This is a genomic window from Roseobacter cerasinus (assembly GCF_009811755.1).
Taxonomy (GTDB): domain Bacteria; phylum Pseudomonadota; class Alphaproteobacteria; order Rhodobacterales; family Rhodobacteraceae; genus Roseobacter; species Roseobacter cerasinus.
This window is the reverse complement of record NZ_BLIV01000001.1, coordinates 68,315-80,887: the sequence shown is the minus strand read 5'-3', so window position 1 is coordinate 80,887 and position 12,573 is coordinate 68,315. Positions and strand designations below refer to the sequence as shown.

The window sequence follows — 12,573 nt, the reverse complement described above, 5'->3', positions numbered from 1 at the left end:
ATGCGCGCGGTTCTGCTGGCGGCAGCCTTATGCGTTACGGCTTTGCCTGCCTGGGCGGATGCGCGGGTCACGGTGCTGATGGATGCGCTGCGCCTGCCGCAATTGATCGAAACGCTGCGCGAGGAAGGCCTGGCCGACGCGCAGGAGCTCAATGCCGATATGCTGGGCGGGCAGGGCGGTGCCTTCTGGGATCAACAGATTGCGCGTCTCTACGATCCGGTGGCCATTCGTGAGGCGTTTTTCACAGCGTTGGATGGGGGGCTCGACGACGCGGCGCTGGAGCGCGCGCTGGCCTTTTTTGACAGCGAGCGCGGTCAGCGGGTGACCGAGTTTGAGATCGCCGCGCGCCGGGCCATGATGGACCCGGACATTGAAGAGGCTGCCGCCGCCGCGTTTGCCGCACTGCCGGCAGACGATGCGCAGGTCGCGCAGGTGGTGGATTTCATCACCACAAACGATCTGTTGGAACTCAACGTGGCGCTGACCATGAGCACCAGCTACCAGTTTTCGCGCGGGCTCGCGGATGGTGATTTGCTGGAAATGAGTGACGAGCAAATCCTGGCGCAGGTCTGGGCCTCAGAAGACGCGCTGCGCGCCGATGCAGAGACTTGGCTGAACGGCTATGTCCTGCTCTCGCAACAGCCGCTTGGCACCGATGATATTGACGCCTATCTCGCTTTTGCAAAGAGCCCGGCGGGCCGCGCGCTCAACGCGGCACTCTTTGCGGGGTATGAAGCCACCTTCACCAGCATCGCGTATGGCCTCGGACGGGCGGTTGCGATGAACGCGGTGGTTGACGATATCTAGCCTGATCAGGCTTGACATCGCGCCGCTGCTGGTGCAATTGGCGGCTCTGTAGATGAGGTCCGGTTCGCCGGGCCTTGTTGTTTTTCAAAAATCACTCTGATCAGAGTGCGCAGTTCGAGGTGGCGGGAACGCCAAAACACCCGCAAGGCGGGGACCACAGGACGCGGGTAAGAGCAAAGGAAATGCTATGTTTGCGGTCCTGAAGACCGGTGGCAAGCAGTACAAGGTTCAATCGGGCGATATGCTCCGGGTTGAAAAACTGGCTGCCGACGCGGGTGAAACCGTTCAATTCAATGAAATTCTGATGCTGGGCGGCGACAAGGTTGTTGTCGGCGCCCCCTTCGTCAAGGATGCAGGCGTTCAGGCCGAGGTCGTTGACCAGGTCAAGGGCGAGAAGGTCATCAACTTCGTCAAGCGCCGCCGGAAGCATTCGTCCAAGCGCACCAAGGGCCACCGCCAGAAGCTGACGCTGGTCAAAGTGACGGACATCCTCGCCTCAGGCGCGGAGAAGTCGGGCGTGAAGGCGGCGATGGGCGCGGGCTCCGTGTCGGCCAAGGCCGTCGAGGCCGCGGCACCGGCTAAGAAGGCCGCACCTAAGAAAGCCGAAGCCAAGGCCGAGGCTCCGAAGGCCAAAGCCGCACCGAAGGCGGATGCTGCTGCGGACGATCTGAAAAAGCTCAGCGGTGTGGGCCCCGCGCTCGAGAAGAAGCTTCTCGAGGCTGGTGTGACCACCTTCGCTCAAATCGCAGCATGGACCGAAGAGGACGTTGCTGCTATGGACGAGAAACTGTCGTTCAAAGGCCGGATCGAGCGGGAAGGCTGGATCGAACAGGCCAAAGAATTCAGCAAAGGCTAAGGAGAGACCAGATGGCACATAAAAAAGCAGGTGGTTCATCCCGCAACGGTCGCGATTCCGCGGGCCGCCGCCTTGGCGTGAAACTCTACGGTGGTCAGCAAGCGATCCCCGGCAATATCATCGTGCGTCAGCGCGGCACCAAGTTCTGGCCGGGTGAGGGCGTTGGCATGGGCAAAGACCATACGATCTTTGCAACCGTCGATGGCGCCGTGACCTTCCACAAGGGTCTCAAGAACCGTACGTTTATTTCGGTCCTGCCGGTGGCGGAGGCCGCTGAATAAGCCCTTTCCCAAGGACATGACACATTCAGGGGGATCGGCGACACCGCCGGTCCCCTTTCTCATTTTTGCCACACCCATGTGTTAGGCTACACCGATGTCAGAATGCATCCAGACCGACCGCCTTGTGCTGCGCCCCTTCAGGGACGCGGATGTGTCGCGTGTGGCGGAGCTGATCGGCACCTTGGCGGTGTCGCGTTGGTTGACACGTGTGCCGCATCCCTATTCGCACGACGACGCGCGCGGCTTTTTTGCCCGCAACGCTCAAGACGACTTGGTTCGGGCAGTGACGCGCGCAGATGACGCGGCAGATGAAGTCATCGGGTGCTGTTCGATCCAGACCGAGCTTGGGTATTGGTTGGGGCAGCCATTTTGGGGTCTCGGCTACGCCTCGGAAGCAGCGAAAGCGCTGGTGGATCGCTACTTCAGCAGATGTCAGGCTGATCTGCAGTCGGGATACATGCTGGGCAACGCCGCGTCGGCGCGGGTTCTATCGAAGCTTGGGTTTGCGCCCACAAGGATTGATCCCGCAGAGTGTCAGGCCACGCGGACACCGGTGAACCTACAAAAAGTGACGCTGTCGCGCGAGACATGGGAGGCGCGCGCATGAGTGTGGCCGTTGCCTCTTTTGCGGTTTTTGCCGCGTCTCAGGTCGGCACACCGGGACCTGCGAATATGGCGCTGATGGCCACGGGTGCACGCTATGGCTTTCGCGCAGCGCTGCCCTTTGTGGCCGGTGTGGCCCTGGGCAAGCAGCTGGTGATCTGGCCCGTGGGCTTTGGCCTGATGGAACTGGCAGAGCAGGCGCCTTGGGTTTTTGAAGCGCTGAAGTACGCCTCCGCTGCCTACATCATCTGGCTGGCCTGGCGCGTCGCCAACATGCGCCTCGGTGCTCCCGCGCAGGCGGGAGCCGCCCCGGGCTTCGCGGCTGGTCTGATCGTGCACCCACTCAACCCTAAGGCCTGGGCGATGATTGTGGGCGGATTCACCGCTTTTGTGGCCCCGGGCACGCCCGCCATTGAGGCAACAGCAACCATTGCCGCTGTATTGCTCGCCTGTCAGGTGCTGCTGCATCCGCTCTGGACACTTGCCGGTGAGGCCATCGCCCGTACCGTGGCGGGAACGGCGGCGGAACCTTATCTTATGTGGAGCCTTGCGGCCCTAACGGTCGCATCGGTGTTGTTCGTACTGTTCGGAGGAGGGACATGACGATGGAAATGGAGAAAATCACGCTTCAGCCCGCGGTTGAGACGGAGCGCTTTGTGCTGCGCCCCCTGCGCAAATCCGATATGGGGCCAATTGAGCTTTACGGCGGAGACAAGCGCGTGGCGCGCATGACCACCTCCATTCCGCATCCCGTGCCGCCGGGCATGACCGAAGCCTTTGTGACCCGCGCCATGGCGGATGAGCGGGACGAACATGTCTGGGCCATGGATGGCACCATCGCCGGCGGCTCCGAGTTGATGGGCGTGATCTCTCTCAAGGCGATGGACCGGGAGCAATCCGAGGTCGGCTACTGGGTGGCACCACCCTATTGGAACACCGGGCTCGCCTCCGACGCGGTGCAGGCCCTGGTCGAGGCCAACCCGATGGGGAACACCACGATGTTTGCCAGCGTGTTTCAGGACAACCCGGCCTCGGCGCGGGTGCTGACACATTGCGGGTTCGAATACCTTGGTGACGCGGAAAGTTTCAGCTTGGCGCGTGACACAACCGTGCCAACCTGGACGTATTTGCGAAAACTCTGATTGAGGGCGCGCGCGCGCCGGGCTAGGACACTGTCCATGAAGTTTCTGGATCTCTGCAAGGTGTACATCCGCTCTGGCGCGGGCGGCGGCGGCTGTGTCAGCTTCCGGCGCGAAAAATACATTGAATACGGCGGCCCGGATGGCGGCGATGGCGGTACGGGCGGCTCGGTCTGGGCCGAGGCGGTCGACGGGCTGAATACGCTGATCGACTTCCGCTATCAGCAGCATTTCTTTGCCAAGAATGGCCAGCCAGGCATGGGCCGCCAGCGCACCGGTAAGGACGGTGATGATATCGTGTTGCGCGTGCCGGTCGGCACCGAGATCCTCGATGAGGATCAGGAGACGGTGATCACCGATCTCACCGAGGTCGGCCAGCGTGTGCAGCTGGCGCGCGGTGGCAATGGTGGCTTTGGCAACCTGCACTTCAAATCCTCGACCAATCAGGCACCGCGCCGCGCCAACCCGGGGCAGGACGGTGTGGAGCGCACGCTGTGGCTGCGCCTCAAGCTGATCGCCGATGTCGGGCTGCTGGGGCTGCCGAATGCGGGCAAATCCACCTTCCTCGCGGCCACATCGAATGCGCGGCCCAAGATTGCGGACTACCCTTTCACCACGCTGCACCCGAACCTGGGCGTCGTAGGTGTCGACAATGCCGAATTTGTGGTGGCCGATATTCCCGGTCTGATCGAGGGAGCCTCCGAAGGGCGGGGCCTGGGCGATTTGTTCCTCGGCCATGTGGAGCGCTGTGCGGTCCTGCTGCATCTGGTGGATGGCACCTCCGAGACGCTGGCAGACGACTATCGCACCATCATCACCGAGCTGGAGGCGTACGGTGGAGACCTGGCCGCAAAGCCCCGCATTACAGTGCTGAACAAAATTGACGCGCTGGACGACGAAGAGCGCGCGGATGCGGCCGCCCGGCTGGCCGAGGCGGTTGGCGGGTCGGTGATGCAGATGTCGGGCGTCGCCAAGGAGGGCGTGACGGAGGTGCTGCGCGCCCTGCGGGCGGAGATCGACGAGGACCGCCTGCGCCAGAAGCCCGTGGCGGAGGACGCCCCGTGGCATCCCTGACCGCCGCCGGGCGGATCGTCGTCAAGATCGGGTCGGCCATTCTGGTGGACCGGGAGACCGGGGCACTGCGGGCGGGTTGGCTGACGTCACTGGCTGAGGATATCGCCTGGTTGAAAGCGCGGCAGGTGGATGTGGTGTTGGTCTCCTCCGGCTCCATCGCGCTGGGGCGTGGGGTGCTGGGGTTGGGCGCACAGGATCTGCCGCTGGAGCAATCGCAGGCTGCGGCCGCCGTGGGGCAAATCCGCCTCGCGCGCGCTTATGAGGAAGTGCTGGCCCCCCATGGCATCACCACCGCGCAGGTGCTTGTGACGCTGGAGGACAGCACCGACCGCCGCCGCTATCTCAACAGCCGCGCCACGCTGGAGCAGTTGCTGTCGCTGGGTGTCGTGGCCATCGTGAACGAAAACGACACCATCGCCACCGATGAGATCCGCTTTGGTGACAATGACCGTCTCGCCGCCCAGATCGCCGTGACCGTCGGCGCGGATCAGCTGATCCTGCTGTCTGACGTGGACGGGTTCTACTCCGCCAACCCCGCCGATGACCCCACAGCGACACGGTTCGACACCATCGACCGGATCACCGGCGAGATTGAGCAGATGGCGGGCGATGCGGGCTCGGGCCTCTCCAAGGGCGGCATGAAGACCAAGCTGATGGCGGCCAAGACGGCGACGGCAGCGGGCTGTGACATGGCGATCACCGAAGGCTCGCCGCTGAACCCGCTGCGGCGCCTGCACGACGGTGCGGCGGCCACATGGTTCACCGCGCAGACCGATCCGCAGGCGGCGCGCAAACGTTGGATCGCGGCGATGAAGCCACGCGGCACGATCACGCTGGATGCCGGGGCCGTCACCGCGTTGCGTTCCGGCAAGAGCCTGCTGCCCGCGGGCGTCGCAGCTGTCTCAGGCGGGTTTCAGCGCGGCGACGCGGTGGCCATCGCCGATGGCGCAGGCCATGTGCTGGGCCACGGGCTCTGCCGCTATACCGCCGAGGAAGCGCAGATCATCAAGGGCCGCAAGTCGCAGGAGATCGAGGGCTTGCTCGGCTACCCGGGACGCGCCGCTTTGATTCACCGCGATGATATGGCACTCTAGCCGCCAGCGCGCATCGAATTTCAACCATACCGTGCAGAACGGGGAGGGGTCGCCATGAAAGACTTTGACAACATCCACATGCTGATGGCCGATATCGGACGCCGGGCGAAGGAGGCCGCAACGGCGCTTGCCCATGCGGATGCGGAGCAAAAGCGCGCGGCCCTGGTCTCGGCCGCCAATCATGTCTGGACCAATCGCGCGGAGATCCTGGCGGCGAATGAAAAGGATCTGGCCTTTGGCCGAGAGAAGGGGCTGACGGATGCGATGATGGACCGTCTGGCGCTGGATGAGGACCGTCTGGCGGGCGTGGTTGACGGGCTGCGCGCCATCGCCGAGCAGCAAGACCCTGTGGGAGAGGTCATCGCTGACTGGACGCAACCGACGGGCCTGCATATTCAGCGGGTGCGGACCCCGCTTGGTGTCGTTGGTGTGATTTACGAGAGCCGCCCCAATGTCACAGCAGATGCGGGCGCGCTGTGCCTCAAGGCGGGCAACGCGGTGATCCTGCGCGGCGGCTCTGAAAGCTTCCATTCTTCGACGGCGCTGCATGATTGTCTTGTGCAGGGGCTGCGTGATGCGGGCCTGCCCGAAGACGCCATTCAACTGGTGCCCACGCGCGACCGTGCCGCAGTCAGCGAGATGTTGACCATGACCGACACCATCGACGTGATTGTACCTCGGGGCGGCAAGGGCCTTGTGGGGCTGGTCCAACGCGAGGCCCGTGTCCCTGTCTTTGCGCATCTGGAAGGCATCGTTCACATCTATATCGACAAAGCCGCTGATCCGGAAACCGTGCTGAAAGTGGTGTTGAACGCCAAGACCCGGCGCACGGGGATCTGTGGCGCGGTGGAATGCCTTCTGATCCATGAAGATGTGGCCAAGACGATGGGCCGTGGTCTGATCCTTGCCCTCATCAACGCAGGTGTTGAGGTGCGCGCGGATGAGGCGCTTGCGGTGATCGAAGGCACCATCGCCGCCACAGAAGACGACTGGGGCCAGGAATACCTTGATATGATTGTTGCGGCCCGCACCGTGCCCGACCTGGATGCGGCCATGACGCATATTCGCCGCTACGGCTCAAACCATACCGATTGCGTGCTGACCGAAGATGCTGAGGTGGCAAAGCGCTTCATGACAGAGCTGGACTCAGCCATTCTCATGCACAACGCCTCCACGCAATTTGCCGATGGCGGCGAATTTGGCATGGGGGCGGAGATTGGCATCGCCACAGGCAAGATGCACGCGCGCGGCCCGGTTGGGGCGGCGCAGCTGACCAGCTTCAAGTACCTTGTGACCGGTCAGGGCGCTATTCGCAGCTAGGATGTCTGCCTTTGCAGAGGGCGCGCGCTGCGCGTGTGCTGGCCAGATGCTTTAGAAGCGCAGCTTAATGCGCGTCTCAGATATCTCTGTGGTCACACGCCGCCCGTCGTCGTCCGCGACAAGCGGCAGCAGGGCAAACTGGACCTGAGCCGGGCGCAGGCCCTCCGGCGTATCTTTTGTGGCAAGAATGGACCATAGCGGCTCGTCCACGTTGAGCTTGTCCGCCTGACCGTGCAGCATCCACACCTTGTCTTCCTGACTGACCTCGACACGTCCGCCATAGGGCATTGCGTTCTCAAGGCAGAGCAGCGCCAGAAACGCCATGCGAACCTCGCGTCGCGGCTGCGGATCGAGCGGGCCCCAGGCGACGGTCAGGCGACCGCCCTCCATCAGGTCATCGAGGATGGACATCACCTCCGCCCGGCCCATCATCTGCTCGCCTGCCGCGCCAAAAGCGATGCGGAAAAACCGGATCCGGGCGCTGGCGTTGCCGACGCTCTCCTGTATGAGATCGATCTCCGGCCCGGGGGTGCCGCCCGCCATGCCCAAAAGCTCCAGCCCGTTGTTGATCGCGCCAATGGGCGATATCAGGTCATGGCAGATGCGACTGCCAATCAGCGCGGCAAGGTTAATATTGCTGTGACCCATCTACTGTCTCCTGCGCGAAAGAGGTGTTGTGGAAGATTTGAACGCGATCCTGTCCCCCGGCATGCTGGTGCAGCATCCCGACCGTCCCGAGTGGGGCACCGGGCAGGTGCAAAGCAACGTAAATGCCCGGGTCACAATAAATTTTCCTGACGAAGGGAAGATTGTCATTGATAGCACTCGCGTCGCTCTTATCCCGGTATTTGATGGATGAAGAACCTTGCCAAAAGGTTAACGGCCATATCCCGATTGTAAACCACGCAGGCCGAGTTGCGTTGCGCGCGGGCTCAAAATTAACTATGAGCAGCGAAGATTTCCCGGCCACAGAAAGACCCCATACGCATGGACGCCCAGCCCAAGCCCGCCTTTCAGGTCCGGCTTGCTGAAACCGAAGAGGACCTGAGGGCGGCGCAGCGGCTGCGCTACGCTGTCTTTGTGGAAGAGCTTGGCGGCAGCGGCGGTCTGGTCGACCATGAGAACCGGCTGGAGAAAGACCGGTTCGACCCGTTTTTTGACCATATGTTGCTGTGGGACACCGCGCGCGGCGCGGTTGTCGGGGCTTACCGCGTCATGCGAGACGATCAGGCGGAGGCTGCGGGGCAGTTCTATTCGGCGGACGAATATGACTTGTCGGTGCTGCAAGGCTCGGGTCGGCGCCTGTTGGAGCTTGGGCGATCGTGCCTGCACCCGGACTACCGCGGCAGCAGTGCGCTTTTTCATCTGTGGACGGGGCTGGCCGACTACATCAGGGTTCATGAGATCGAGATTCTTTTTGGCGTGGCGAGTTTTCACGGCACGGATGTCGCGGCTTTGGCGGAGCCGCTGTCACTGCTGCACCACCGTCACCTGGCGCCAGCAGACCTGCGGGTCCGGGCGCAGGCCGAAGCATTCCAGCCCATGGACCTGATTGATACATCTGTTCTGGATACGAAGCGAGCGATGCTGGCCGTTCCGGCGCTAATCAAAGCCTATCTGCGCTTGGGCGGTTTTGTGGGCGAGGGGGCCTATGTGGACCGCGCCTTCAACACCACGGATGTGTGCCTTGTCCTCGATACCGAACGGATGAACGCGCGACAGGCGCGGCTGTATCAGGGAGGTGCGGCATGAGCACCACCTGGTTTGGGGATGCCGAGCCGCCCAAACCGCGCCTGACCCTCTGGGGCGGCGTGCTGGTCGTGCTGCGCGGGCTGCCGCTGGCGGTTGTGGTGTTCGGGGGGCTGGCGCTTCTACTTCTGCTGCGGTTGTTTGAACGGCCACTCTACGGGGCGCACAGACCGCTGACGCCCGCCATCACCGTCTTTGTCTGTCGCGCGGCGCTGCGGATCATCGGGCTAAGGCTGCAGGTGACGGGTCGCCCCGCAAACGGGCAGGGGGCGGCGGTGGCCAATCATTCCAGCTGGCTGGATATCTTTGTGCTCAACGCCTCCAAGCGGATCTACTTTGTGTCCAAGTCCGAGGTGGCAGGCTGGCCGGGGATCGGCTGGCTGGCGCGTGCGACGGGCACAGTGTTCATCGCGCGCAATCGGGCGCAGGCCAGCGCGCAGGCAGAGCTGTTCAAACAGCGACTGAGTGCCGGACACCGCCTGCTGTTCTTTCCCGAAGGCACCAGCAGCGATGGCCAGCGCGTTCTCCCCTTCAAGACCAGCCTCTTTGCCGCTTTCTTTGCGCCGGAACTGCGCGAGACGTTGCAGGTGCAGCCGATCTCGGTCACCTATACGGCACCGGATGGCGCTGATCCGCGGTTTTACGGCTGGTGGGGCGGCATGGATTTTGGCAGCCACCTTCTCACCATGCTGGCCTGGCCCAAGCACGGCAGGGTGCATGTGATCTACCATGACCTGCTTAAGATCGCGGACCATACTGATCGCAAAACTCTTGCCGCAGCCTGCGAAGTGCAGGTGCGCGCCGGGTTCGACACGCACCGACCCACCGTCGTCGGATCAGTGGAAAAAGGCTGAATCCGGCACCAGATCAAGCCCGTCGCTGTCGGGGCCCCATTCCATCATCAGACAGGCCGTGCCCTTGCGCTGGAAATACGTCGCCTGAAGCGGGTAATATCCCGCCTCGGGCACCGCGACCTTGATCTCTCCGGCATAGCCGCAGGCGTGCACCTCATCATAAAATCCGACGATCTGACCGCCGATGCTGATCTCAAGCCCGTCGTTGTTCAGAAAGTCCAAAACATAGGTGCCCGGTGCGTCGAACTTGATATAGCCCGAAATGTCGGCTGCGACCTTCGTTGCCTTGCCGGAGGTCAGCGTGTCATCGCCGTCCGTATTGTCGTCATAGGACAGACCGGCCAGCGGCGCACCATGCACACTCTTGCGGCTCAGCGCTTCGCGGGCATCCGCGACGGTGCGCACGTCACTTGGGAAGGCATAAGCAACAGCGAGCCCGGGGCTCAGGCTATCCGCTGCGGGCTGCGGATCAGCAGGGCTAAGTTCAACAGCCTCTGCGACAGCCAACCCAGGGACAAGAAAAAAGACCGCCGTGGCGGTTGTGCGAAGAAAAGTCATGGTCACTCCCGGTTTTGATCGTTGATCATCCGGACCTCTGCGGGTCCGGTTACGGAGATCCTAGTGTCAGTTCCTTGTTGGAGGCAAGTGTGCCGCGCTTCGGTTCGGTCACTTCTTGGCTTGCAATGGCATTTGACGTCTTGCGGTCAGCGCCAGCCTGACCTATACGGCGTGCACTGAAACCCGCAGGCGGGGTTTGGGCCTTTTGGGGGAGACATCCTCAAAGGTCCGCCGGTTGGCAGAAATCTGTCATGCCCCCGCCGAGGATAAAACCGGAAAGGTAGACACGACATGGCTCTTCCAGAGTTCACCATGCGCCAATTGCTTGAGGCAGGCGTACACTTCGGCCACCAGACGCAGCGTTGGAACCCCCGCATGGGTCCGTTCATCTATGGCGCGCGCAATGGCATCCACATCATGGACCTCACGCAGACCGTTCCCATGCTGGACGCGGCGCTGAACGTGATCCGCGAGACGGTCGCCAAGGGCGGCAGCATCCTCTTCGTTGGCACCAAGCGTCAGGCGCAGCAGCCGATTGCCGAAGCCGCAGAGAAATGCGCGCAGTACTATATGAACCACCGCTGGCTCGGTGGCACGCTGACCAACTGGCAGACCGTATCCCAGTCGATCAACCGCCTGAAAGCGATTGATGAGCAGGCGGAGCAGGGCTTTGCCGGTTTGACCAAGAAAGAGCGTCTGGGCATGGAGCGTGACCAGGGCAAACTGCAGGCCTCGCTTGGCGGTATCCGCGAAATGGGCGGTCGTCCGGACCTGATCTTTGTCATCGACGTCAAGAAAGAAGCGCTGGCCGTGGCTGAGGCCAACAAACTGGGCATTCCGGTTGTGGCAGTGGTCGACACCAACTGCCCGCCCGATGGCATCGACTATATCATCCCCGGCAACGACGACGCGGCACGGGCCATCTCGCTCTACTGCGATCTGGCCTCCCGCGCAGCGCTTGACGGTATGTCCGCGCAGCTGGGTGCGGCTGGCGTTGACCTGGGTGCGATGGAAGAGGCCCCCGTCGAAGAAGCGGTCGCCGAAGCCCCCGCTGCCGAAGAGGCCCCGGCGGAAGAAGCACAGGCCTAAGGCCTGTCACACGCATGACATATGGGGCAGGGATGACCTGCCCCGTGAACGAGCTGGCACAGACCGGGCATCCGGCCCGGCTTTATTAAAAGGAGCACCTCAGATGGCGATCACAGCATCTATGGTCAAGGAACTGCGCGACACCACCGGCGCAGGCATGATGGACGCAAAAAAAGCGTTGACCGAAACCGACGGCGACATGGAAGCGGCGCTCGACTGGCTGCGGACCAAGGGTCTGGCCAAGGCAGCCAAGAAATCCGGCCGCACGGCGGCGGAAGGTCTTGTGGCGGTGAAGGTCAATGGCGGGCACGGTGTGGCCGTGGAAGTCAACGCCGAGACTGACTTCGTTGCGAAGAACGCTGAATTCCAGGAAATGGTTGCAGGTATTGCTGATGTGGCCCTGTCTGTTGCGGATGTGGATGCGCTGCAAGAGGCGGATCTGGGCGGCAAGAGCGTTGCCACTGTGGTGACCGACAAGATCGCCACCATCGGCGAGAACATGTCCGTGCGCCGCATGTCGGCCATCGATGCAGAGAGCGTCGTGTCCTACGTGCACAACGCGGCCGCCCCAGGTATGGGCAAGATCGGCGTGCTGGTCGGCCTGACTGGTGGTGATGAGGCGTTTGGCAAGCAGGTGGCGATGCACATCGCGGCTGTGAACCCGGCGTCTCTGTCCGAGGATGATCTCGACCCGGCGGTGGTTGAGAAGGAAAAGCAGGTTCAGATGGACATCGCGCGCGAAAGCGGCAAGCCGGAAGCGGTGATTGAGAAGATGATCGTGGGCCGGATGAAGAAGTACATGTCCGAAGTGACGCTGCTGAACCAGTCCTTCGTGGTGAACCCCGATCTGACCGTGGGCGAGGCCGCAAAGGAAGCGGGCGCGACGATTACGGGCTTTGTGCGTCTGGAAGTGGGCGAAGGCATCGAAGTGGTGAAGGAAGACTTCGCCGCTGAAGTGGCCAAGGCCGCCAAGGGCTAAGTCGCTCTGGATATCAGACGAAGAGGCGATGGGTTTCCATCGCCTTTTTTTTGTTGCGCTATGGAGATGATCCGCTGTGCTCTTTGACGGGCGAAGCGCCCTTCCCCCCATCGAAGGGGGGCGGGCGCTGCCCGGCGCTGCCCGCCGGGGGCGCGGGGTGTCGGCTGTCG

At 62.7% G+C, this 12,573-nt stretch carries 16 protein-coding genes; 14 read left to right on the top strand and 2 right to left on the bottom strand.

Translation table 11 applies throughout. From position 1 onward, the window contains the following. The 9 genes from So717_RS00425 to So717_RS00385 all read left to right on the top strand — a co-directional run bounded on the left by So717_RS00425 (position 1) and on the right by So717_RS00385 (position 7,174). Complete coding sequence (locus So717_RS00425; RefSeq protein WP_159974248.1) at positions 1-807, top strand: DUF2059 domain-containing protein; 807 nt, start codon at positions 1-3, stop codon at positions 805-807. A gap of 187 nt (positions 808-994) precedes the next feature. Further along, complete coding sequence (locus So717_RS00420) at positions 995-1,663, top strand: 50S ribosomal protein L21 (RefSeq protein WP_159974247.1); 669 nt, start codon at positions 995-997, stop codon at positions 1,661-1,663. An 11-nt stretch (positions 1,664-1,674) separates the two neighbouring features. Beyond that, a complete protein-coding gene (rpmA, locus tag So717_RS00415) occupies positions 1,675-1,944 on the top strand; it encodes a 50S ribosomal protein L27 (protein ID WP_159974246.1) in 270 nt (89 codons plus the stop codon). Positions 1,945-2,038: 94 nt separating this feature from the next. After that, a complete protein-coding gene (locus tag So717_RS00410; protein ID WP_159974245.1) occupies positions 2,039-2,551 on the top strand; it encodes a GNAT family N-acetyltransferase in 513 nt (170 codons plus the stop codon). Further along, the gene (locus So717_RS00405; RefSeq protein ID WP_159974244.1) at positions 2,548-3,150 is read left to right on the top strand and encodes a LysE family translocator; all 603 of its coding nucleotides are present in this window, start codon (positions 2,548-2,550) and stop codon (positions 3,148-3,150) included. The genes So717_RS00410 and So717_RS00405 overlap by 4 nt, the downstream gene beginning before the upstream one ends. 2 nt (positions 3,151-3,152) lie before the next feature. After that, positions 3,153-3,689: a GNAT family N-acetyltransferase gene (locus So717_RS00400; RefSeq protein WP_159974861.1), complete on the top strand. Its 537-nt coding sequence runs from the start codon at positions 3,153-3,155 to the stop codon at positions 3,687-3,689. Between the two features lie 36 nt (positions 3,690-3,725). Continuing rightward, positions 3,726-4,760 (top strand): GTPase ObgE, encoded by a 1,035-nt coding sequence (gene obgE, locus So717_RS00395; RefSeq protein ID WP_159974243.1) that lies wholly within the window; start codon positions 3,726-3,728, stop codon positions 4,758-4,760. After that, positions 4,748-5,854, top strand: a complete 1,107-nt coding sequence (gene proB / locus So717_RS00390) for a glutamate 5-kinase (protein ID WP_159974242.1) — start codon at positions 4,748-4,750, stop codon at positions 5,852-5,854. Before obgE ends, proB begins: the two co-directional genes overlap by 13 nt. Before the next feature lie 54 nt (positions 5,855-5,908). Further along, positions 5,909-7,174 (top strand): glutamate-5-semialdehyde dehydrogenase, encoded by a 1,266-nt coding sequence (locus tag So717_RS00385; protein WP_159974241.1) that lies wholly within the window; start codon positions 5,909-5,911, stop codon positions 7,172-7,174. A 51-nt stretch (positions 7,175-7,225) separates the two neighbouring features. Here the strand turns inward: So717_RS00385 and So717_RS00380 are convergent, their stop codons facing one another. After that, complete coding sequence (locus So717_RS00380) at positions 7,226-7,822, bottom strand: histidine phosphotransferase family protein (protein WP_159974240.1); 597 nt, start codon at positions 7,820-7,822, stop codon at positions 7,226-7,228. 28 nt (positions 7,823-7,850) lie between these two features. On the opposite strand from So717_RS00380, the gene So717_RS00375 reads away from it, so the two are divergent. The 3 genes from So717_RS00375 (at position 7,851) to olsA (ending at position 9,777) form a co-directional block, all read left to right on the top strand. After that, positions 7,851-8,033, top strand: a complete 183-nt coding sequence (locus So717_RS00375; protein ID WP_159974239.1) for a DUF3553 domain-containing protein — start codon at positions 7,851-7,853, stop codon at positions 8,031-8,033. A 128-nt stretch (positions 8,034-8,161) separates the two neighbouring features. Further along, complete coding sequence (gene olsB / locus So717_RS00370; RefSeq protein ID WP_159974238.1) at positions 8,162-8,926, top strand: L-ornithine N(alpha)-acyltransferase; 765 nt, start codon at positions 8,162-8,164, stop codon at positions 8,924-8,926. Next, positions 8,923-9,777 (top strand): lyso-ornithine lipid O-acyltransferase, encoded by an 855-nt coding sequence (gene olsA, locus So717_RS00365; RefSeq protein ID WP_159974237.1) that lies wholly within the window; start codon positions 8,923-8,925, stop codon positions 9,775-9,777. The genes olsB and olsA overlap by 4 nt, the downstream gene beginning before the upstream one ends. On the opposite strand, the gene So717_RS00360 is transcribed toward olsA, so the two are convergent. After that, positions 9,760-10,335, bottom strand: coding sequence for a PA14 domain-containing protein (locus So717_RS00360; RefSeq protein WP_159974236.1), 576 nt, complete (start codon positions 10,333-10,335; stop codon positions 9,760-9,762). The genes olsA and So717_RS00360 overlap by 18 nt on opposite strands. Before the next feature lie 291 nt (positions 10,336-10,626). On the opposite strand from So717_RS00360, the gene rpsB reads away from it, so the two are divergent. Together rpsB and tsf are read left to right on the top strand one after the other, a co-directional pair. Next, positions 10,627-11,424: a 30S ribosomal protein S2 gene (rpsB, locus tag So717_RS00355; RefSeq protein WP_159974235.1), complete on the top strand. Its 798-nt coding sequence runs from the start codon at positions 10,627-10,629 to the stop codon at positions 11,422-11,424. Between the two features lie 103 nt (positions 11,425-11,527). Continuing rightward, complete coding sequence (tsf, locus tag So717_RS00350; RefSeq protein WP_159974234.1) at positions 11,528-12,403, top strand: translation elongation factor Ts; 876 nt, start codon at positions 11,528-11,530, stop codon at positions 12,401-12,403. Positions 12,404-12,573: the final 170 nt, after the last annotated feature.